The organism is Methylobacterium sp. BTF04 (genome assembly GCF_010692745.1).
In the GTDB taxonomy this organism is placed as follows: domain Bacteria; phylum Pseudomonadota; class Alphaproteobacteria; order Rhizobiales; family Beijerinckiaceae; genus Methylobacterium.
Window position 1 is genome coordinate 33,026 of the sequence record NZ_JAAHTB010000032.1, and the last position, 18,743, is coordinate 51,768.

The window sequence follows — 18,743 nt, forward strand, 5'->3', positions numbered from 1 at the left end:
ACCGAGATCTGATATCGACGTGGGCGCTTTTCGGCGATCCGCACACATATATGCATTGCGGCGTCCACGACGCGGAGTGAGCCACACGCTCCCGCAGGGCGCTGACACGACAACAATAGGCGGACCATGGCGACGAAGGCAACGGAACGGGACGAGACGGATGCTGCACCTGAGCAACAGACGGACGGGCCGCTCCTCGATCTGACGGATGCCTCCGTCAAGCGGATGGTGAAGCTCGCCAAGAAGCGTGGCTACATCACCTACGAGGAGATCAACGAGGTCCTGCCCGACGGTCAGTCAGATCCCGATCAGATCGAGGACGTGCTGTCTCAGCTCTCCGAGATGGGCATCAACGTCGTCGAGGCGGAAGAAACCGAAGAGACGGCCGGCGAGACCAAGGCCAACGGCGAAGCCGCCGAGGACGAGGACGCCGCCGAGGGGACCGAGGTCGCCGAGATCGCGCCGGCCAAGCCCTTGGCCGTGCGTGAGACCACCACCAAGGAGCCCACCGACCGCACCGACGACCCGGTGCGCATGTACCTGCGCGAGATGGGCTCGGTGGAGCTTCTGTCGCGCGAGGGCGAGATCGCCATCGCCAAGCGCATCGAGGCGGGGCGCGAGGCGATGATCGCTGGCCTGTGCGAGAGCCCGCTGACCTTCCAGGCCATCATCATCTGGCGGGACGAGTTGGTCGACGGCCGGGTGCTCCTGCGCGAGATCATCGACCTCGAAGCCACCTATGCCGGTCCCGACGCCAAGAACGCGATGCAGATCGCGGAAGGGACCGAGGAGACCGAGGAAGCCGAGGCCGAGACTCCGGCGCCGCCCGAGGGCGACGACGAGGACGACATGGAGAACAATGTCTCCCTGGCGGCCATGGAGACCGAGATCAAGCCGCGCGTCCTCGAGACGTTCGACAACATCGCCAACAACTACCGCAAGCTGCGCAAGCTCCAGATCGAGCACGCCGAACTCAAGGCCGGCGGCGGTACCCGGACCGACGCGCAGGAGCGCAAGCACGACGAGTTGAAGGACGCCGTCGTCACCGACGTGAAGTCGCTCTCGCTCAATGCGAACCGCATCGAAGCGCTCGTCGAGCAGCTCTACGACATCAACAAGCGCCTCATCAGCCATGAAGGCCGACTGATGCGCTACGCCGAGACCCACGGCGTCGCGCGCGACGAGTTCCTGCGCCACTACCAGGGCTGGGAGCTCGACCCGAACTGGATGGAGCGCGTCGGCAGCCTCGGCGGACGTGGCTGGAAGAACCTCGTCGAGAAGGGCCAGAAGGAGGTCGTGCGCCTGCGCGAGCAGATCCTGACGCTCGCCTCAGAGACCGGCCTTGAGATCGGCGAGTACCGCAAGATCGTCAATATGGTCCAGAAGGGCGAGCGCGAGGCCCGTCAGGCCAAGAAAGAGATGATCGAGGCGAACCTGCGCCTCGTGATCTCGATCGCCAAGAAGTACACCAATCGCGGCCTGCAGTTCCTGGACCTGATCCAGGAGGGCAACATCGGCCTGATGAAGGCGGTGGACAAGTTCGAGTACCGCCGCGGCTACAAGTTCTCGACCTACGCCACGTGGTGGATCCGACAGGCGATCACCCGTTCGATCGCCGACCAGGCCCGCACCATCCGCATTCCGGTGCACATGATCGAAACGATCAACAAGATCGTCCGGACCTCGCGCCAGATGCTGCACGAGATCGGCCGCGAGCCGACCCCGGAGGAGCTGGCCGAGAAGCTGGCGATGCCGCTGGAGAAGGTGCGGAAGGTCCTCAAGATCGCCAAGGAGCCGATCTCCCTCGAGACGCCCATCGGCGACGAGGAGGATTCGCATCTCGGCGACTTCATCGAGGACAAGAACGTCGTCCTGCCCATCGACGCGGCGATCCAGAGCAACCTGCGTGAGACGACGACCCGTGTGCTCGCCTCGCTCACGCCGCGTGAGGAACGCGTCCTGCGCATGCGCTTCGGCATCGGCATGAATACCGATCACACCCTCGAAGAGGTCGGCCAGCAATTCTCGGTGACGCGCGAGCGCATCCGTCAGATCGAGGCGAAGGCGCTGCGGAAGCTCAAGCACCCGAGCCGGAGCCGGAAGCTGCGGAGCTTTCTCGACAACTGAGCGGATCCTGAGAGAGTCGAAGCGCGGCCGCAGCCGCGCTTCGACTTGCCGGGCCTTCAGCGTGTCGGTGCCTCGACGACCAGCCCTACGATTCGGCGGAACAGCGGCAGCAGGATCAGCACGGTCGGAAACGTGAAGATCCAGGATAAGGCCCAGGTGCTTGGCCACAGGGCCAGGCTTCCCTGACTCAAGCCGCGGTTCCGGATCATCGCCACTGCCGAGACGATGCAGGTCATGAGCAGGGACAGGACGAGCGGCATCACCACGGCGCCGTAGCGGGCCGGCAGTCGACGCAGCCGGATGGTCGTTTGTAATCGAGGCATATTAGGCACCTCGCATCCGGCATCCGATGACGGAGCCGGAACGGTCGCTCACGGGCGACCGGTGGGATGCGTTGCCTCACGTGAGACCCTTACGGCCGTGCTGACGAAGCAGACGGCCTAGAAGGCGTTACCGATCGGTCCCCGATGCTGCAAGATCATCGCGTGACGATCGACGAGTCGATCGAGGGGCCGTTCTATACCGTCCTAGAACATCTGCCCGAGACCGTTGCCCAAGCGAGCCCCGAGACCCACCTTAGCCATATGCTCGATCGAGGCCCGCCCCAGCCCCCGCCACCCACCGCCGAAGCCGACGGGTCGGAGGCGAACGACGTGCCGTTCGGTTCGCTCCAGCAATGCGTGGCTTTGCGCGACTGGCTGCTGAGCGAGGGCGCACGGATGCCCAAGGCCGAAGATCTGCTGGCGGGTCTGGCCGAACGGCTCATCGCCCTCGGTGTGCCGGTGGACCGGGCCACGACCGCCATCGACGCGCTGCATTCCGAGTATTCCGGCGTCGGTCGCTTCTGGACCCGCGAAGCCGGCTCCACGGTGCGGCTGTTCCCGCACGGGGACGCGTCCGACAAGGCGTACCGCGAGAGCCCCTTCCATCGGGTCCACGAGACCGGTGAATGGCTGATCCTCGATCTCGCCGAGACCGCCGACGACGCCTTCTCGGTGATCCCGGACCTGAAGGCCGAGGGGTACACGCAGTACATCATCGCGCCGTTGTTCTTCACCAACGGCACCCGCAACGGCATCACCTTCGCCACGCGGGCCGAGACCGGATTTCGCGACGAGGACGTGGCGATCATGCGCTTCGTCATCCCGACGCTGGCGGCGGTGATGGAGATGCGCAGCGTCAACAAGCAACTCGATCACGTGCTGCGCATCTATGTCGGCGACGAGCCGCACAAGGCGATCCTGGCCGGCTCGATCCGGCGCGGCCACGTCCAGCGTATCCGCTCGGCGATCCTGTTCGCCGACATGCGCGACTACACCCGCATCTCCGCCGACATGACGCCGGAGGAGACCGTCGATCTCCTCAACATCTTCTTTGACTGCCTGGTGCCGTCCATCGAACGCGAAGGCGGTGAGGTCCTGAAGTATCTCGGCGACGGCCTGCTCGCGATCTTTCGCGAATCGGGCGACGATCTCGGCGGGGCGGCCAAGGGCGCCTTGACGGCGGCGCAGAGCGCTCTCGCTGCCCTCGACGAGGCGAATGCGCTCGAGCGCTTCGCTCAGCCCGTCGCCTGCGGTATCGCGCTCCATCATGGGGAGGCGGCCTACGGCAATGTCGGCTCCGGCGCACGCCTCGACTTCACCGTCATCGGCCGCGACGTGAATCTCGCGAGCCGGCTCGCCCGGCTCAACAAGACCCTGGGTGAGCCGCTGCTGATGTCGAAGCCCTTCGTCGATTTTCTCTGGGGCGACCCCGAGCCTTTGGGTGAGCACCCCCTCGACGGGTTCCCCGAGCCGATGGGGGTCTACCGTCCGAGCCGTCCGCCGCCGGCTGGCTGATTCATCGTCGGGTGTTGACCCGGGCGCGCTCCGGCCCCACATCGGTGGCGTTCCAGGGAGATCCCCGACAAGGGGCTGAGAAACCGATGGCCGTCCGTTCGCGGATGGCGGCGCGGAAATCCTTCGAACCTGAACCGGCTCATACCGGCGTAGGGATTGGACCGCGGGTTCCTCGACGAGCCCGGCACGCTTCCACCAGAAGCTGAGGGCCACCAATCTCTGCGGATCATCGCGGAGGCTTTCTTGGATCTGGTCCCGACATCCCCCATCGGAGCACGTCGCAGCCCGTCCGAGCCATCGGTGGTGTCACGCATGCCTGAGCGCAGCGACGTCGTGGTGGTCGGTGCGGGCCTGATCGGGCTGTCCATCGCGTGGCGTCTCGCGCAAGCCGGGCGCTCGGTGACGGTGATCGAACGCGAAACCATCGGGGCAGGCGCCAGTCTCGCCGCCACCGGCATGCTGGCCCCGGCCGCCGAACACGAGCCGGGCTCGGATCCGCTGCTGCCCCTGGCGCTCGAGAGCCTGTCGCAATGGCCCGGCTTTCGCGACGATCTCCATGCCGCCTCTGGCCTCGACATCGATTATCGCGAGGAGGGAACCCTAGTCCTCGCCATTGGCCGCGACGAGGTCGATCGCCTACGATTCCGGCACGATCTGCAGAAACGCTCGGGGATCACCGCGCGCTGGCTCACCGGCCCCGAGGTCCGGGCCCGCGAGCCGGCCCTGCGTCCGTCGGTCACCGCCGGCCTGTTCTGCGAGGCCGACCATCAGGTCGACCCGCGTCAGGTCATGGCCGCGCTCACTCGCGCCTGCCGGCGCGCAGGGGTGGCGATCATCGAGAACTGTGCCGTCGAGGCTCTCATTCGCGCCGCAGGCCGGGTGGTCGGTGTACGGACCGCACAGGACACCGTCCTGGCCGATACCGTCATTCTCGCTGCTGGGGCCTGGAGCGGTGAGTCGGGACTGCTCACCGACGACCTCGCTCTGCCGGTGCGGCCGATCAAGGGCCAGTCGCTGGCCCTCCGCACCACCACCCGCACCGGCACGCTGTCCCACATGGTCTGGACCGAACAGGTCCACATGGCCCCGAAAAGCGACGGCCACCTCATCGTCGGCGCCACCGTGGAGGATTGCGGTTTTACTCCCGGCGTCACCGCCGGTGGTCTCTACGCGCTGCTCGAGGGCGCCCGCCGGGTCCTGCCCGGCATCGAGGAGATGGCCGTCGAGGCGGTCTGGAGCGGCTATCGCCCGACCTCGGACGACGACGCGCCGATCCTCGGCGAGATCGCCTCCGGTCTCGTCGTCGCCACGGGCCACCACCGAAACGGCTACCTCCTGGCGCCTGCCACGGCCGATGCCATCGCGACCCTGGTGACGACGGGCGCGCTGCCCGCCTACGCGCGTGACTTCGGCCTGTCGCGCTTCGCCCCACGGAACACCGCGAGGGTGTTCGCATGAGGCTCACCGTCAACGGCCAGCCCCGCGACTGCGAGGCGGCCGACCTCGAAACCCTGTTCCAGGCAGAGGCCGATGAGACCGGCATCGAGAGCCCGCAGGGGATCGCGATCGCGGTGAACGGCAGGGTGGTGCGGCGGCGCGACTGGGCTGCCACGGCACTCGGCGACGGCGACCGGGTGGAAATCGTACGCGCCATGCAGGGAGGCTGACCATGACCGAACCTTACGACGATGGCCTCGTCATCGCCGGCGTGACCCTGCGTTCGCGCCTCTTCATCGGCACCGCGGGCTATCCGACCCAGAGCATCATGGCGGACGCGGTAGCGGCGTCCGGCGCGGAGGTGGTCACGGCCTCGATCCGCCGGGTCTCGCTCCACGGCCACGGCTCGGACACGGTGCGCAAGCTGAAGGGCTATCGCTTCCTGCCCAACACCGCCGGCTGCGAAACCGCGCGCGACGCGATCATGACCGCCGAACTCGCCCGCGAGGCGCTCGATACCAACTGGATCAAGGTCGAGGTGATCGGTGATCGTGACACGCTCTATCCCGACGTCGTCGAGTTGATGGAGGCCTGCCGCCATCTCGTGGACGACGGCTTCGTGGTTCTGCCCTATTGCAACGACGATCCGGTCATCTGCCAGCGCTTGGCCGATCTCGGCTGCGCCGCCGTAATGCCGATGGGCTCGCTCATCGGCTCCGGGATGGGAGTGGCCAATCCGGCCAATCTCGAACTGATCTGCCGACGGGCCGGGGTGCCGGTCATCGTCGATGCCGGCATCGGAACGGCCTCGGACGCCGTCATCGCGATGGAGCTCGGTGCCGCCGGCTGTCTCCTCAACACCGCCGTGGCCAAGGCCGACGATCCGATCAGGATGGCGTCCGCCATGCGGTACGCCGTGGAGGCCGGACGCCACGCCCATTGCGCCGGTCGCATTCCGAAGCGCGGCCGCGCCGAACCGTCGAGCCCGCAACTCGGCCTGGTCGGTTCGTGAGAGCGCTGCCGTCACCGCTTCTGGTGGTGACGGATCGGCATGGGCTTCCATCCGGTGACGAGCACCACCTGCTGACTATCCTGGAGGCGATCCTGTCCGGCGGCGCCCGCTGGATCTGGTTCCGCGAACGCGACATGGCGGCCGAATCCCGCGCGCATCTCGCCCGCGACGTGCTTGGGCTCGTTCGGGCCTATGGCGGTCGCTTGAGCATCGGCGGCGACGCCGTTCTGGCTGCCGCCCTCGGCGCCGATGGTGTGCATCTGTCCGGGGGGGCTGGGCCGGCCGAGATCGCCGATGCACGCGCATGTCTCCCGGACGGCCTGATCGGGGTGTCGGCTCATAGCCCCGGTGAGGTCGAAGCCGCATCCCGCGCCCGGGCCGATTATGCCACGTTGAGCCCGATTTTCGCGACCGCGAGCAAACCCGGATATGGCCCGGCCCTGACACCAGCGGCGCTCACGGCCGCCGCTCGCTTCGGTATCCCGGTGATCGCGCTCGGCGGCATCACCGCCGAACGCATGACGATCTGCCGGGAGGCCGGCGCCGCAGGCTGCGCGGTGATGGGTGGCTTGATGCGCACCCACGACCCGGCGGGTGCCACACGCGCCGTGCTCGACGCCTGGGCGACCTGACGTTCCCTACTTCGGAGCGGACGGCCCATAGGGCGGACGCGGAATCGCCCGGTGCGCTGCCCGCAAAGCCGCCGACCAGCGCTCGCGCAGATCGTGGAAGTAGCTCTCGCCCGCCTCGATGCGGTGGTTCACTTCGAGGTCGAGGGCATTGCGGCGCACGAGGGCGATGTCGATGGGCAGACCGACACCGAGATTCGACCGCATGGTCGAATCCATCGAGACGAGGCCGACCTTGAGGGCATCGTAGAGTTCGGTTTCGTACTTCACCGCCCGATCGAGAATCGGCTTGCCGTATTTGTGCTCGCCGATCTGCAGGAAGGGCGCGTCGCCGCTGCACTCGATGAAATTGCCCGCCGAATAGATCAGGTACAGCTTCATCGGCTCGGTGCCGATCTGACCGCCGAACAGCAGCGACACCGAGAATCGCAGGTTCGCCGCCTCGAAACCGGCCTTCTCGATTTCCCGGACCTGGCGGATCGCCCGGCCGACGAGCTGGGCCGCCTGGAACATCGTCGGCGCCTCGACGAGCTTCATCTTGGGCTCGCCGGAATCGCCCTCCACGCCCTCGGACAGGAGGCTGAGCACCGATTGGGTGATCGACAGATTGCCGGCCGAGGCCAGCAGCATGACGCGCTCGCCCGGGACGTTGAAGTGGTGGAGCTTGCGATAGGTCGAGATGTCATCGAGCCCGGCATTGGTCCGGGTGTCGGCGATCATCACGAGGCCCTCCTCCACGAGGACGCCAACGCAATAGGTCATGGTTCCGGTTTCCTTGGAGCGGTCCGGACCGTCCCTAACTCAGGACTGGACCGTCGCTTGTGCTTGCTCGACGCGGAGCTTTACGTCGAGTGTTTCGGTGCCGCCACCCATGCGACTGCCGCGGATGGGCGCCGCACCCAGGTAATCGAGGCCGATGGCGACGCGGATATGCGCCTCTGTGGTCCCGATCCCATTGGCCGGATCGAAACCGATCCAGCCGAGGCCCGGCACCAGGGCTTCCGCCCAGGCATGGCCGGCCTCCTGGTCCACCATGCCGTCGGCGCGGTGGAAATACCCGGAGACATAGCGGGCGGGAATCTCGAGGTGCCGGGCAGCGGCGATGAAGATGTGGGTCAGGTCCTGGCAGACGCCCTTCTCCTGCTCAAAGGACTGGGCGGCGGTGGTGCTGGCGCTGGTGGGGCCCGGCTCGAACACAACCTTGTCGTGGACTGCCGCGAGCAACCGATGCAGGCAGGGCAGCGGCGCCGGGTCGCCGGCCGCCGCCACCGCACGCGCAAACAGCTGGATCGGTTCGTTGGCGAGTGCGAGATCGGAATCACGCAGGTAGAAAACCTCCGGCAGTCGCTCGACGGTCCCGTGCACGATCCCGTGCATCTCGTTGGTGTCGACCTCGCCGGTAACCCGGATGGTGAGCGATTCCGCCGGCTCGTCGGCGGTGAACCAATGCACCACGTTGCCGAATCCGTCCTCGCGCTCACTGATCCGTCCGTCGATCGACGGCTCGATCCGCCAACGCCGGACATACTGCCCGTCGTGATCGCGCGGGCGAAGACGCAGGACCTGGATCAGGCCGCGCGCGGGATGCTCGTACGTGTAATTGGTCTCATGAAAGACGCGAATTCGCATGAGGCGACCTTTACGCGGGTGACGGCTCGGCCGCGACCACTACACCAGATATTGTTCGATGACCGCAGCACCAAGGCGGTTGTTCTCGGCAATGAACGCCGTAACGAACTCGTGCAGGCCGGAGGTGAAGATACGGTCGATGTTCTCGCTCTCGAGCCGCGCCAGCGTGTTGCTGGCGAATCGCTGGCTCGCACCCCGTCGGCCGTAGGCGTCGGCGATGAGATCGAGATGCTCGACGAGCATGCCGTAGCAATTCGTCAGCGAGCGCGGCATCTGCCGGTTGAGGATCAGCAGGTCGGCCACCAGCAGCGGCTTCACGCTCTCGCGGTAGACCCAGTGATAGGCGTTGAAGGCCGAGACCTCGCGCAGGATCGTGGTCCACTGGAAGTAGTCGAGGCTACCGCCGATCTTCTCGGTGGCCGGCAGCAGGATGCGGTACTTCACGTCGAGAATGCGGGCAGTGTTGTCGGCGCGCTCGATGGCGGTGCCGAGCCGCGTGAACCAATAGGCATCGTTGCGCAGCATCGTGCGGTAGGCCGAGCCGTCGAAGGCCAGCGAAATGCTCTTCACCCAGTCGAGGAAACGGGAAAACTCGTCGCGGTTGAGGTCGCGCCCCTCGTAGTTGCGCAATTCGAGCCACGCGCCGTTGATTGCATCCCACATTTCGGTGGTGAGCGCGGTCCGAACGCTGCGGGCGTTCTCGCGCGCCGTCTCGATGCAGGAGCGGATCGAAGACGGGTTGTGCGGGCTGAAGGCGAGGAAGTTGCAGACCGTCGCCTCGTTGACGCTGTCGTAGAGCGGCTTGAACACCTCGGGGTCGCCGGCCGAGGCCAGCGCCGAGGCCCATTCATTGGTCTCGCCGCCGCCATAGCTCGATGGCAGCGCCGCAAGGCGGTGCGCCGCATCGAGGATGCGGGCGACGAACTCGGCCCGTTCCGCGTAGCGCGAGAGCCAGTACAGATTGTCTGCAGTCCGGGACAGCATGGGCTACCGTTGAGACACCGGCCGGGCGACGCGAGACGCCGCGACCGTTGGGCTGAAGAAACTATGCCGGAGACGGCAGCGGCTTGGAAATGGTCTATCGCAAAGGGCGGCGGGGTGGGAAACCCCGCCGCGTCTCAGGCATCGAGCACCCAGGTATCCTTCGTGCCCCCACCCTGGCTCGAATTGACCACGAGAGAGCCTTCCTTGAGGGCGACGCGTGTCAGGCCGCCGGGCACGATCCGGATTTCATCCGAACCGCACAGCACGAACGGACGCAGATCGACGTGCCGCGGTGCCACTCCCGACGCAACGAAGGTCGGACAGGTGGAGAGGGCCAGCGTCGGCTGGGCGATGAAGCCCTCGGGAGCGTGCTTCAGCTTGCGCGCGAACTCCTCGATCTCACGCTTGGTCGCGTGCGGCCCCACCAGCATGCCGTAGCCGCCCGAGCCGTTGACCTCCTTCACCACGAGGTCGGCGAGGTTGTCCATCACGTAGGCGAACGCTTCCTTCTCGCGGCAGCGATAGGTCGGCACGTTGTGCAGGATCGGCTCCTCGCCGGTGAAGAACTTCACGATCTCAGGCATGTAGCTGTAGACCGCCTTGTCGTCGGCGATGCCGGTGCCGACCGCATTGGCCAGCGTCACCGTTCCACGCTCGTAGGCGTTCATGATGCCGGGAACGCCCAGCACCGAGTCGGGGCGGAAGACCAGCGGATCGAGGAAGTCGTCGTCGAGGCGGCGATACAGAACGTCGACCCGGCGCGGCCCCTCGGTGGTGCGCATGTAGACCACGTCGTCCTTGGTGAAGAGGTCGGAGGCCTCCACCAGATCGACGCCGAGCTTATCGGCCAGGAACGAGTGCTCGTAGAACGCCGAATTGTACCGGCCCGGCGTGAGCAGTGCGACGGTGGGGTCGCGGGTGGCGCTGGCGGGCGCAAGGCTCCGCAGCGTCGCCAGCAGGGCATCCGGATAGTTTTCCACCGGCGCTACGCGATGGCGCGAGAACAGCTCGGGGAAGAGCCGCAGCATCACTTCGCGGTTCTCGAGCATGTAGGACACGCCCGACGGGGTGCGGGCATTGTCCTCCAGCACGAAGAAGTCGTTCTCGCCGGTGCGCACGATATCGATGCCGGCGATGTGGACGTAGAGATCGTGCGGAACCCGGAAGGCGCGCATCTCCATGCGGTAATGCGGGTTGCGATAGACGAGGTCGGCCGGAATGATGCCGGCCTTGATGCATTCCTGGGCGCCGTAGATGTCCTTCAGGAACGCGTTGATCGCGGTGACGCGCTGCTTGAGGCCGCGCTCCAGAAAGGTCCATTCCGGTTTGGTGATCACCCGCGGGATGATGTCGAACGGAATCAGCCGCTCGGTGGATTCGTTGGCGCCGTACACGGCGAAGGTGATGCCGATGCGTCGGAACAGCATCTCCGCCTGGCTGCGGCGGGTGTTGAAATGCTCGGGCGGCGTGGTCTCGAGCCAGGACTTGAGATTGTTGTAGGCCTCGCGCACGGCAGGGTCTTTCAGCGCCCCGTCGGGCAGCCCGGTCATCTCGTCGTACGCAGCGAGCGCCATTCGCGCCTCCTTCTTAAACGCCAAGTTCCAGGCAAGAGGCGCGCCATCGGCGAGCGACCTGTCTTCGAGGCCTCCCCGACCCCGTTGGAATGGAACGTTAGCACGATCAGATCAGCTTCAACCCTTTGAAGCTCGCGTGTCCCTCACGACCGAGGATCACATGGTCGTGGACGATGATTCCGAGGGGATCGAGCACTCCGACGATCTCGCGCGTCATGCGGATATCGGCGGCCGAGGGTGTCGGATCGCCCGACGGATGGTTGTGGGCGAGAATGATCGCGGTGGCCGAGAGTTCCAGCGCCCGGCGGGCGACTTCACGCGGGTAGACGGGGGTGTGGTCGACGGTCCCACGGCCCTGGACCTCGTCGGCGATGAGGTGATTGCGCTTGTCTAGGAACAGCACGCGGAATTGCTCGCGGGCGGCGAACGCCATGGTGGCGCGACAATATTCGAGCACCGCACTCCACGAGGACAGCAGCGGCCGGGCGGAGATGGCCCCGCGCGCGAGCCGGTGGCCTGCCGCTTCGATGAGCTTGAGATCGGCGATGACCCCGGCGCCGATGCCTTCAATTTCAGCAAGCCGACTTGGCTCGGCGCTCACCACCTCGGCAAAGCTGCCGAAGCGCCGGATCAGCGCTTTGGCGAGGGGCTTGACGTCCCGCCGCGGAATGGCGCGGAACAGGGCAAGTTCGAGGAGTTCGTAATCGGGCAGTGCATCGGCACCGCCTTGCGCGAAACGGGCGCGAAGCCGGTCGCGATGCCCGAGATAATGCGGCTCCGCCGCCGCCGGCGAAGCGCCCTCGCCGAGGAGCGACGGTGCGTCGGGCGGTGGCCGGGCGCTCACGGCGCCGGATTGACCGGCTGGTGCAGCCCCTTGGGCGAGAACGTGAAGATCTCCGCCCCCGTCTCGGTCACCGCAACGGTGTGCTCGAACTGTGCCGAGAGCGAGCGGTCCCGCGTCACCGCAGTCCAGCCATCGGAGAGGACCTTCACCGCAGGCCGCCCGAGGTTGATCATTGGCTCCACGGTGAAGAACTGGCCGGGCGCGAACTTCACGTCGTAGCTCGGCTCGACGTAGTGCAGGATGGTGGGAGCGTCGTGGTAGATCCGGCCGAGGCCGTGGCCGCAGAAATCGCGCACCACCGAGCAGCGTTCGGCCTCGGCATAGGCCTGGATCGCCCGCCCGATATCGGTGGTCGACCCCCCCGGTTTGATCGCCGCGATACCGCGCATCAGGCATTCGTGGGTGATCTCGCACAGGCGCTGCGCCTTGCGCGACACCTCGCCGACATAGGCCATCCGGCTCGTATCGCCGTGCCAGCCATCGAGGATGAGGCAGATGTCGAGATTGACGATGTCGCCCTCGCGCAGGGCCTTGTCGTTGGGAATGCCGTGGCAGACCACATGGTTGATCGAGGTACAGATCGATTTGGGGTAGCCGCGGTAGAACAGCGAGGCCGGATAGGCGCCGTTGTCCATGGCGAAGGTGTAGGCGAGCCGGTCCAGCGCCTCGGTGGTCACGCCGGGCTCGACGGCCTCCATCAGGACATCGAGGGCTTCCGCCGTGAGGCGCCCGGCCCTGCGCATGCCCTCGAATGCCTCAGGCCCATGGATCGGGGGCAGGGGGGCACGTCGTCCGCTGTCGGAAACGGCCTGATCATTCTGAGTCATGGGGCGGATTTTCGTGAAGCGTACCGGATCGGAAGGCTCCTATGTACGGTGGCACGCGGGCGAGTCCAACCCTGCCGCGGTGCACTAGGCGGGGGACCGGCGAGCGGCTAGAGACGGAGGTCTCGACATTCGGGCGCCCAAGCGGAACTTAAACCGTCGCGACGGGCTGGCAGACAGGACGAGGCGATGGCTGACAAGGCGGTTCCGCACTTCCACAACGACCTCGGCGTGGCGGTGATCCATGTCGGCTCGCGCGAGTTCATGTGTATCGGCGCGCGCCCGCCCTTCGATCACCCGCACGTGTTCCTCGACATGGGCACCGAAGACGAGATCATCTGCCAGTATTGCTCGACCTTGTACCGCCACCGGCCGAGCCTGAAGGCGGGCACCGCAGAACCGGCGGCCTGCGTGTGGGACGACAGGACCACGGCCGCCGCCTGATCGCAGGCACATTCCCACCATGCCGGGTCTGAACATTGCCATCGTCGGCGCCGGGATCGGCGGCCTCGTCGCGGCGCTCGCCCTCGATACGGCGGGTCACACAGTCACGCTGATCGAGCGGCGCACCGGCTTCAGCGAAGTCGGCGCCGGCCTGCAGCTCTCGCCGAACGCCAGCCGGGTGCTGATCGGCCTCGGGCTCGGGCCGGCCCTGCGCCGAGCGGCGAGCGAACCGCCGCAGGTGGTCGTCCGGGCCCTGGCCACCGGCCGCCAGATCGGTGGCGTGACGCTCGGCGGACACCACCGCGAGGCGTTCGGCGCCCCCTATTACGTCATCCATCGGGCCGACCTGCAGACCCTGCTCCTCGATGCGATACGCGGCCGCCCCGGGATCCGCCTCCTCGTCGGGCGCAACGTCACTGGCCTCGTCGAAACGCCCGATGCCGTGACCCTGACCCTGGAGAGCGGGGAGGGCACGCGAACCGAGACCCTCGGTGCCGACCTCGTGGTCGGTGCCGACGGGGTGCGCTCGCGGTTGCGTGGTCACCTCGACAACAAGCCCCTCAAAACCTGCGGTGCGGCGGCCTGGAGAGCGGTTCTGCCGCGGGAGGCCGCGCCGGCCGAACTCCAGGGTGATGCCACCGGTCTCTGGCTCGGCCGTGGCCGGCATGTGGTGCATTATCCGATCCTGGGTGGCCAGCACATCAACGTCGTGGCGGTTGTGCCCGAGCGGCTCGGCAGCGAGGATTGGGGCCAGCTCGGAGAGCCCGCCGTCCTGCGCGCGCAGTTTCGCGACGCGGCCGGGCCGCTCGCCGATCTTCTCGCCATTCCTGATTCCTGGCTGGTCTGGTCGCTCGTCGACAGGCCGGTCGCCAGGCCGATGGCACGCGGCCGCGTAGCGCTGCTCGGTGACGCTGCGCATCCGATCTTGCCGTTCCTCGCGCAAGGGGCAGCGCTCGCCATCGAAGACGCTGCGATCCTCGCCGCCGCCCTCGGGCGCGCAGCAATCCCCGATGCCCTCGACGCCTACGCGCGCGCGCGCAGCCCACGCGCCAAAAGGGTTCGCACGGCGGCCCGTGCCAATGGTCGGACCTACCATGCCGGTGCGCTCGTCGGGCGGGTTCGCAACGCGGTGATGCGCCGCCTCGGACCGGACGGCATGACCCGCCGATACGCCTGGCTGTACGGATGGTCCCACAACGACGGCACGCCTTGATCTCATCGGCGGCGCCCGCTACCGCTGAGGTCGCCGGGGCTTGGCGAAATTGGTAGACGCAAGGCACTTAAAATGCCTCGGGCTTTGCCCATACCGGTTCGATTCCGGTAGCCCCGACCACCCCTATTCCGCCAGATCGCGACTGCCGAATGGTTCGTGGAACGAATCAATCACGGCGGGATTGTGGGTAGCGGCGTGCGATCCCAGGATCGATGCACTGCGTGTGCAGGCTCGCGCGATTGGAGACCCTCGACGTGTGGAGATGCAGCGTTGAGGGCTGGTTGATCATCTTTGGACGAGAGCGCTGCCCGTGCCCACCCGGCAATCCTTCAAGTCGTCTGCGTCCGCCTCGGCCACACTCCCCACGTTGCGACGTGGCTCAGAACTGTTCGAGACCGAGCGACGGCTGAACGCGGTTCTCAACAACGCGTCGGTGGCGATCTTCCTGATGGATGACCGGCAGCACTGCGTCTACATGAACCGGGCTGCCGAATTGCTGACCGGCTTCGGCCTGGACGAGGTCGTCGCGCGCGATTGCCCGTTGCATGACATCGTCCACCACACCTACCCCGATGGGCGCCCGTTCCCGCTCGCCGATTGCGCGATCGACCGCGCTTTTCCCGAGAACAATCAGGAGAAGGGTGAAGAGGTCTTCGTCCACAAGGACGGCCGCTTCTATCCGGTGGGCTTCACCGCGAGCCCGATTCGCGACGACACCACCAAGATCATCGGCACCATCATCGAGGTGCGCGACATCAGTGAGGAAAAGGCGGCGGCGGAGCGCCAGCGGTTGCTGACCAACGAATTGAATCACCGGGTCAAGAACACGCTGGCCACGGTTCAGTCGATCGCCGCGCAGACGTTTCGGGGACAAACGGATCCGGCGGTGCGCCAGGTCTTCGATGCACGGATCGCCGCCCTCTCGAACGCCCATAACGTGCTGACGGATGCCAATTGGGAGAGTGCCGGCCTGCGGAGCGTGATCGATCGCGCCTTGGCCCCGCACGCCCTGGCAGAACCGGATGCCGAACGATTTCGCCTCACCGGTCCGGATACGCGGCTGCATCCGAAAGTTGCCGTGACCTTGAGCATGGCCCTCCACGAGTTGATGACCAATGCGTCCAAGTATGGAGCCCTGTCGGTACCGACGGGTCGGGTCACACTTACCTGGACGGTCGCGCATGACGATTCCGGCGCCGAGCACTTGGGCCTCATCTGGACCGAATCCGGTGGGCCGTCCGTGTCTGAGCCGACCCGGAAGGGCTTCGGCTCGCGGTTGATCGAACGGCAGCTGCCGATGGAGTTCGATGGCAGCGCCACCATCACCTACGCCCCTACTGGCGTGGTCTGCCAGATCGATATTCCGCTGACGGCGCTCGGCTGGCACGGACAGGACGTCGTGGCAGGGCGGTCGGCGGAATGAGCGTTTTGGAGGGATGCCGCGTCCTGCTGGTTGAGGACGAGAGCCTCGTCGCCATGTTGGCGGAAGACATGCTCCTCGATCTCGGCTGCGAGGTCGTGGTGGCGATGCGGCTCGACAAGGCCTTGGCCTATGCGCGAACGGTGATGTTCGATCTCGCCGTTCTCGACGTCAATCTCGGCGCGACGAGCAGCTACCCGGTGGCCGATCTGCTGTCTACGCGCGGCATCCCGTTCCTGTTCGCGACCGGCTACGGCACCGCCGGGCTAGAGGCCGACTATCGAGGCGTACCCGTGATGCAGAAACCCTATCAGCGCGGTCAGATGGCCGAGCTGCTTTGTCATCTGCTGACCTGCACGACGATCCCAGACAAGCCGGCCGCTGCCGGCGCGCTCCCTTGCCTGTGCCTGACCGGGTTGAAGCCGGTTGGTCCGGCCCAGTTCCGGGCCGATTAGACCTCCCAGGGTAATTGCGGGCCTCAGCGTCGTGACACCGCGCTCACACGATGCCGGGATTGAGGAACTGGTGGACCGATTGGACCACCACGGACCCCTCGCCGACCCCTGACGCCACGCGTTTGACCGAACCGGCGCGCACGTCGCCGACCGCATAGATTCCCGGACGCGTGGTTGCGTAGGGCGACGCGGCCGCCCGGCCATCGTGACTTTCACCGGTCCGGACGAACCCCTTGGCATCGAGGGCGAGGCAGCCGTCGAGCCAACCGGTATTCGGGTCGGCGCCGATCATCACGAAGAGGTTGCTGATCCGCGTCGTCTCGCTCAGCCCCGTGGCGCGATCGGTCCAGGTGACCTCACGCAGGTTGTCGTCGCCGGACAGCCCGGTGATTTCCGTTCGGCTGTGGAGCGTGATTCGGGGCGATGAGGCGATACGCTGGACGAGGTAGTCCGACATGGTCGCGGCGAGCCCATTGGCCCGAACCAGGATATGCACGTGTGCCGCGGTGCGCGACAGGAACACGGCGGCTTGGCCGGCCGAATTTCCGCCTCCGACGACGATGATCGCCTCGTCGACACACAGGTTCGATTCCATCGCGGTGGCGGCATAGTGGATGCCCTGACCCTCGAAGCGCTCGAAATCCGCGACGTCGAGCTTGCGATAACGCGCGCCGGTGGCGACGATGACCGCGCGCGCCGGGATCGAATTGCCGTCGTCGAGCTGCAGACGATAGGTCTCTCCGCTGCAATCGAGCGCCGCTACCATGCGGGAGATGGCGAGGCGCGCGCCGAATTTCTGGGCCTGCACCTGGGCACGACCCGCCAGCGCCTGGCCCGAAATGCCCGTGGGAAAACCGAGGTAGTTCTCGATCTTGGACGACGTGCCGGCTTGCCCTCCGGGTGCCAACCCCTCGATCACGATGGTATCGAGCCCCTCCGAGGCTGCGTAGACCGCGGCGGCGAGACCCGCTGGCCCGGCGCCGACGACGGCGACGTCGTAGATGCGGGCCGGATCGATCGCCTCCGTCAACCCGAGCGTGTCAGCCAACGCCGCGTTCGTCGGATTGCGCAAGGCCGCGGCACCGGGAACGATGATGACCGGAAGGTCTTCAGGCCGAAGATCGAAGCAAGCGAGGAAGCACTTCGCGTCCGGGTCGGTATCGACGTCGAGGAGGCGATGCGGATAGGCGTTCCGGATAAGGAAGCCCTGAAGCCGGAGAGTATCGCGCCGGTGGCCGGGTCCGATCAGGATCACGCCCCCCGTCCCGTGCCGGATCAACCCGACGCGGCGCAGGATATAGGCCCGCATGATGATCTCGCCGATATCGGGCTCGCCCGTGACGAGTTGGCGGAATCCGGCGCGGGCGATCCGGATGACGCGCGTCGCCGTGGCGGTTCGGCCGGAGACCAGGATTTCCCGGTTGTTGAACAGGTCGAGTTCGCCGGTGAACTGGCCGTCGGTATGGGTGGTGAAGACGTGCGGTGCGCCCGAACGATCGGAATCGTACATCTCGATGCGCCCATCGAGGACGAAGAAGAAGTCGACGCTGCGCTGTCCCCGCGCGAAGATCACCGTGCCGGCCGCGAGCGTCTCTTCCACGCCGTAAGTGGCAAGCCGTCCGGCCATCTCTGCATTGAGGCGCGGGAATGTCTGGGCTGTCCGTGCCTCCGGATCAGCGGCCTCGCCATCGTATTCGGAGCCGGCCGCGTCAGATGTCATGCGCATGAACCTCCGGAGTTCAGTGGTCTTGTCCGAGTCGAAGCGCCGCTTGGTCGGGCCACCGGGCCGGCGAAGACCGGGTTCGGATCCGTTCGCTCTTGGCGAACACGAGCTTATGCAAGAAACACAGGCGCTCTGCGCGCAGCGAACACCACGCTGTTTTTGTAGATAACCCAATATCGCGGCTTTGCGTAGACCGATGCCAGCCGGTCCCGCGACTGGCGCAATGATCGATTTGGAAGTCCAAGGCGCAGATCGAGCGCGTCATGGGCTGGGCGAACCAGCGCGCATCAGGGACAATGCCGGACCCGAACGGTTCTGCTCGCCCTCGGCGTTCACGGGCGACCCGACCGTGCTGGAGGCCGCTACCTTTATCCACCCCCACCGATCCCCGCATCGCGCCGATCAGCTCGTCGCAGAAATCGGCGTCGATGCTCCGCACCGGCCCGTTCCCATCGATATTAGTCAAGACGATGCGTTGGCTGCGCGGGTAAGCTCTCTAAATTCATTCCAGGTGCCGCGTTCTCCGACAGCATAGCCCGTCTTATTCATGAGGGCAGTGGATCTGAGGCGGCGAGCGTAGCGTAAAGCAT

General features: G+C 66.4%; 18 protein-coding genes, 1 tRNA gene and 1 riboswitch. Of the genes, 11 read left to right on the forward strand and 8 right to left on the reverse strand.

The annotated features are described in order from the left end of the window. Window positions 1–126: 126 nt before the first annotated feature. The gene (gene rpoD / locus G3T14_RS17235; RefSeq protein WP_163643768.1) at window positions 127–2,127 is read left to right on the forward strand and encodes an RNA polymerase sigma factor RpoD; all 2,001 of its coding nucleotides are present in this window, start codon (window positions 127–129) and stop codon (window positions 2,125–2,127) included. 56 nt (window positions 2,128–2,183) lie between these two features. Here rpoD and G3T14_RS17240 read toward each other — a convergent pair whose 3' ends face one another. After that, window positions 2,184–2,450 carry a DUF2798 domain-containing protein gene (locus tag G3T14_RS17240; protein ID WP_163643769.1) on the reverse strand — a complete coding sequence of 89 codons (267 nt, stop codon included), beginning with the start codon at window positions 2,448–2,450 and terminating at the stop codon, window positions 2,184–2,186. Between the two features lie 261 nt (window positions 2,451–2,711). Between G3T14_RS17240 and G3T14_RS17245 the strand changes: the two genes are divergently transcribed. The 5 genes from G3T14_RS17245 (at window position 2,712) to G3T14_RS17265 (ending at window position 7,046) form a co-directional block, all read left to right on the forward strand. Next, the gene (locus G3T14_RS17245) at window positions 2,712–3,965 is read left to right on the forward strand and encodes an adenylate/guanylate cyclase domain-containing protein (RefSeq protein ID WP_163643786.1); all 1,254 of its coding nucleotides are present in this window, start codon (window positions 2,712–2,714) and stop codon (window positions 3,963–3,965) included. A 45-nt stretch (window positions 3,966–4,010) separates the two neighbouring features. Continuing rightward, a riboswitch (TPP riboswitch) is annotated at window positions 4,011–4,139 on the forward strand. 69 nt (window positions 4,140–4,208) lie between these two features. Next, entirely contained in the window at window positions 4,209–5,423 is a 1,215-nt protein-coding gene (thiO, locus tag G3T14_RS17250) for a glycine oxidase ThiO (protein WP_348645296.1), read from the forward strand. Further along, a complete protein-coding gene (thiS, locus tag G3T14_RS17255) occupies window positions 5,420–5,632 on the forward strand; it encodes a sulfur carrier protein ThiS (RefSeq protein WP_163643771.1) in 213 nt (70 codons plus the stop codon). The genes thiO and thiS overlap by 4 nt, the downstream gene beginning before the upstream one ends. A gap of 2 nt (window positions 5,633–5,634) precedes the next feature. Further along, a complete protein-coding gene (locus G3T14_RS17260; protein ID WP_163643772.1) occupies window positions 5,635–6,414 on the forward strand; it encodes a thiazole synthase in 780 nt (259 codons plus the stop codon). After that, window positions 6,411–7,046, forward strand: a complete 636-nt coding sequence (locus G3T14_RS17265; RefSeq protein WP_163643773.1) for a thiamine phosphate synthase — start codon at window positions 6,411–6,413, stop codon at window positions 7,044–7,046. The genes G3T14_RS17260 and G3T14_RS17265 overlap by 4 nt, the downstream gene beginning before the upstream one ends. Window positions 7,047–7,052: 6 nt before the next feature. Here the strand turns inward: G3T14_RS17265 and G3T14_RS17270 are convergent, their stop codons facing one another. The 6 genes from G3T14_RS17270 to map all read right to left on the reverse strand — a co-directional run bounded on the left by G3T14_RS17270 (window position 7,053) and on the right by map (window position 12,901). After that, on the reverse strand, window positions 7,053–7,805 hold the full coding sequence (locus tag G3T14_RS17270) for a peptidase (RefSeq protein ID WP_163643774.1): 753 nt from the start codon (window positions 7,803–7,805) through the stop codon (window positions 7,053–7,055). A gap of 39 nt (window positions 7,806–7,844) precedes the next feature. Continuing rightward, on the reverse strand, window positions 7,845–8,672 hold the full coding sequence (locus G3T14_RS17275; protein ID WP_163643775.1) for a transglutaminase family protein: 828 nt from the start codon (window positions 8,670–8,672) through the stop codon (window positions 7,845–7,847). A 39-nt stretch (window positions 8,673–8,711) separates the two neighbouring features. Further along, window positions 8,712–9,656: an alpha-E domain-containing protein gene (locus G3T14_RS17280; RefSeq protein ID WP_163643776.1), complete on the reverse strand. Its 945-nt coding sequence runs from the start codon at window positions 9,654–9,656 to the stop codon at window positions 8,712–8,714. Window positions 9,657–9,790: 134 nt separating this feature from the next. Next, a complete protein-coding gene (locus G3T14_RS17285; protein WP_163643777.1) occupies window positions 9,791–11,230 on the reverse strand; it encodes a circularly permuted type 2 ATP-grasp protein in 1,440 nt (479 codons plus the stop codon). Window positions 11,231–11,336: 106 nt separating this feature from the next. Then, window positions 11,337–12,074, reverse strand: a complete 738-nt coding sequence (gene radC, locus G3T14_RS17290) for a DNA repair protein RadC (protein WP_163643778.1) — start codon at window positions 12,072–12,074, stop codon at window positions 11,337–11,339. Beyond that, window positions 12,071–12,901 carry a type I methionyl aminopeptidase gene (gene map / locus G3T14_RS17295; protein WP_163643779.1) on the reverse strand — a complete coding sequence of 277 codons (831 nt, stop codon included), beginning with the start codon at window positions 12,899–12,901 and terminating at the stop codon, window positions 12,071–12,073. Before map ends, radC begins: the two co-directional genes overlap by 4 nt. Before the next feature lie 186 nt (window positions 12,902–13,087). On the opposite strand from map, the gene G3T14_RS17300 reads away from it, so the two are divergent. From G3T14_RS17300 to G3T14_RS17320, 5 genes are all read left to right on the forward strand, one after another. Then, window positions 13,088–13,342 carry a zinc-finger domain-containing protein gene (locus G3T14_RS17300; protein WP_163643780.1) on the forward strand — a complete coding sequence of 85 codons (255 nt, stop codon included), beginning with the start codon at window positions 13,088–13,090 and terminating at the stop codon, window positions 13,340–13,342. A 19-nt stretch (window positions 13,343–13,361) separates the two neighbouring features. Then, the gene (locus G3T14_RS17305) at window positions 13,362–14,555 is read left to right on the forward strand and encodes an FAD-dependent monooxygenase (protein ID WP_163643781.1); all 1,194 of its coding nucleotides are present in this window, start codon (window positions 13,362–13,364) and stop codon (window positions 14,553–14,555) included. Between the two features lie 34 nt (window positions 14,556–14,589). After that, a tRNA-Leu gene (locus tag G3T14_RS17310) sits at window positions 14,590–14,675 on the forward strand. A gap of 184 nt (window positions 14,676–14,859) precedes the next feature. After that, window positions 14,860–15,978 (forward strand): HWE histidine kinase domain-containing protein, encoded by a 1,119-nt coding sequence (locus G3T14_RS17315; RefSeq protein ID WP_163643787.1) that lies wholly within the window; start codon window positions 14,860–14,862, stop codon window positions 15,976–15,978. Further along, on the forward strand, window positions 15,975–16,430 hold the full coding sequence (locus G3T14_RS17320) for a response regulator (protein ID WP_163643782.1): 456 nt from the start codon (window positions 15,975–15,977) through the stop codon (window positions 16,428–16,430). The genes G3T14_RS17315 and G3T14_RS17320 overlap by 4 nt, the downstream gene beginning before the upstream one ends. 43 nt (window positions 16,431–16,473) lie before the next feature. Here G3T14_RS17320 and G3T14_RS17325 read toward each other — a convergent pair whose 3' ends face one another. Then, window positions 16,474–18,150 (reverse strand): FAD-dependent oxidoreductase, encoded by a 1,677-nt coding sequence (locus G3T14_RS17325; protein WP_163643783.1) that lies wholly within the window; start codon window positions 18,148–18,150, stop codon window positions 16,474–16,476. Window positions 18,151–18,743: the final 593 nt, after the last annotated feature.

Bases quoted from the DNA above. Each gene is read 5' to 3' on its own strand.
- map (WP_163643779.1), bottom strand. From the start codon at position 12,901: ATGACTCAGAATGATCAGGCCGTTTCCGACAGCGGACGACGTGCCCCC.
- G3T14_RS17305 (WP_163643781.1), top strand. From the start codon at position 13,362: ATGCCGGGTCTGAACATTGCCATCGTCGGCGCCGGGATCGGCGGCCTC.
- G3T14_RS17260 (WP_163643772.1), top strand. From the start codon at position 5,635: ATGACCGAACCTTACGACGATGGCCTCGTCATCGCCGGCGTGACCCTG.
- G3T14_RS17245 (WP_163643786.1), top strand. From the start codon at position 2,712: ATGCTCGATCGAGGCCCGCCCCAGCCCCCGCCACCCACCGCCGAAGCC.
- G3T14_RS17240 (WP_163643769.1), bottom strand. From the start codon at position 2,450: ATGCCTCGATTACAAACGACCATCCGGCTGCGTCGACTGCCGGCCCGC.
- G3T14_RS17320 (WP_163643782.1), top strand. From the start codon at position 15,975: ATGAGCGTTTTGGAGGGATGCCGCGTCCTGCTGGTTGAGGACGAGAGC.
- G3T14_RS17285 (WP_163643777.1), bottom strand. From the start codon at position 11,230: ATGGCGCTCGCTGCGTACGACGAGATGACCGGGCTGCCCGACGGGGCG.
- G3T14_RS17325 (WP_163643783.1), bottom strand. From the start codon at position 18,150: ATGACATCTGACGCGGCCGGCTCCGAATACGATGGCGAGGCCGCTGAT.
- G3T14_RS17270 (WP_163643774.1), bottom strand. From the start codon at position 7,805: ATGACCTATTGCGTTGGCGTCCTCGTGGAGGAGGGCCTCGTGATGATC.
- rpoD (WP_163643768.1), top strand. From the start codon at position 127: ATGGCGACGAAGGCAACGGAACGGGACGAGACGGATGCTGCACCTGAG.
- thiS (WP_163643771.1), top strand. From the start codon at position 5,420: ATGAGGCTCACCGTCAACGGCCAGCCCCGCGACTGCGAGGCGGCCGAC.
- G3T14_RS17275 (WP_163643775.1), bottom strand. From the start codon at position 8,672: ATGCGAATTCGCGTCTTTCATGAGACCAATTACACGTACGAGCATCCC.
- G3T14_RS17300 (WP_163643780.1), top strand. From the start codon at position 13,088: ATGGCTGACAAGGCGGTTCCGCACTTCCACAACGACCTCGGCGTGGCG.
- G3T14_RS17280 (WP_163643776.1), bottom strand. From the start codon at position 9,656: ATGCTGTCCCGGACTGCAGACAATCTGTACTGGCTCTCGCGCTACGCG.